The organism is Streptomyces sp. NPDC048415 (assembly GCF_040651675.1).
Taxonomy (GTDB): Bacteria; Actinomycetota; Actinomycetes; order Streptomycetales; family Streptomycetaceae; genus Streptomyces.
In genome coordinates, this window is record NZ_JBEZKJ010000211.1 from 1303 (window position 1) to 2579 (window position 1277).

Consider the following 1277-nt stretch of genomic DNA (forward strand, 5'->3'; position numbering starts at 1 on the left):
GTCCGGCTGGTAGGGGTCGGGGTGGGTGTGGCGGCTGAAGAGGGCGATGCCGAGGGTGGTGCCGGCCGTGCGGATCGGGACGGCCATCGCGGTGTGGGTGCCTGGTCCGCCGATCCGGGCGGCGCTGTCCGGGTCGTGGGCTGTCCAGCGGGCGAGGGCGGGGCCGCTGATCAGGGTGGCGTGGCCCTGGGCCAGGCATTGGGCCACCGGGGACAGCTCCGGATAGCGGGAACGCTCCCCCGCGGAGGCGGAGGCCGAGGCGGAGGCGGAAGTGGAAGGGGAGGCTGAGGGGGCGGCTGAGGGTGCGGGGTGGGGGTGGTGGGTGGATCGGGTGGCGGTGCGGGTGAGGGTGAGTGTTGCGGCCGGTGGGGGCGTGTCGGTGTCGCGGGGGGTGTCGAGGAGGTCGACGGCGGCGAAGTCGGCGAGGCGGGGGACGGCGAGGTCGGTGAGTTCCTGTGCGGTGCGCCGGGCGTCTGTGGTGGTGCCGATGCGGGCTGAGGCGTCGTGCAGCAGCTGCATCCGCCGGCGGGCGGACTGCTCCGGTCCGGTGGGGTGCGCGGTCAGGCACACCGCGTGGACCCGGCCGGCGGGGTCTTTCAGCGGGGCCAGCGACGCCGGCCAGCCGTGCTCCGCGGCGGGGCCGCTCCCGCCGTGCTCCGCGGCGGGGTCGCTCCCGGCGTGCTGTGTGGCGGGGCCGCTCCCGCCGTGCTGTGTGGCGGGGCGGGTGGGGTGGAGGTGGGTTTCGGTGTGCTGGATGTCGCCGCTTTCCAGTGCCCGGCGCATCGTCGCCTCGGTCTCCTGGCTCGCCGGGTGGGGGACGAGGTCGGGCAGGCGCAGTCCGCGCATCTGGTCCTCGGTCAGGGCCAGCGCCTGCTCCATGCCGGCGTTGGCCCGTACCAGCCGCAGCTGCGTATCGAAGACCGCGAGGATGCAGGGGGACTGGCGGAACACCCACCTCTCCAGCGCCTCACTCCCCAGCACCTCGTCTGCGGGCGGCTGCGGTGTGCCTGCAACGGCGGCTACCACCAGCCACTCGCCGGCCGGGCCGCCCGTCGGGCCGCCCGGTGTGGCCGGGCCTTCCGGGGTGGCCGGGCCTTCCGGGGTGGCCGGGCCTTCCGGGGTGGCCGGGCCTTCCGGGGTGGCCGGGCCTTCCGGGGTGGCCGGAGTGTCGGGGGTGGTTGGGGTGTGGGGGGTGCGGTGGTGGGCGAGCAGGGGCTGTTCGAGGCGGTGGCCGTCGCGGTGGCGCAGGGCCACGGTGCCGTTCCATCTCGCCCGCC

Annotated in this window: 1 protein-coding gene; it reads right to left on the reverse strand. The window is 76.3% G+C overall.

Features of this window, described 5'->3' with window-relative positions; all coding sequences use genetic code 11:
- Positions 1-1254 (reverse strand): PAS domain-containing protein (locus AB0D27_RS45320; RefSeq protein ID WP_362521480.1); only part of this gene is annotated, 1254 nt, incomplete at its 3' end.
- Positions 1255-1277 lie beyond the last annotated feature (23 nt).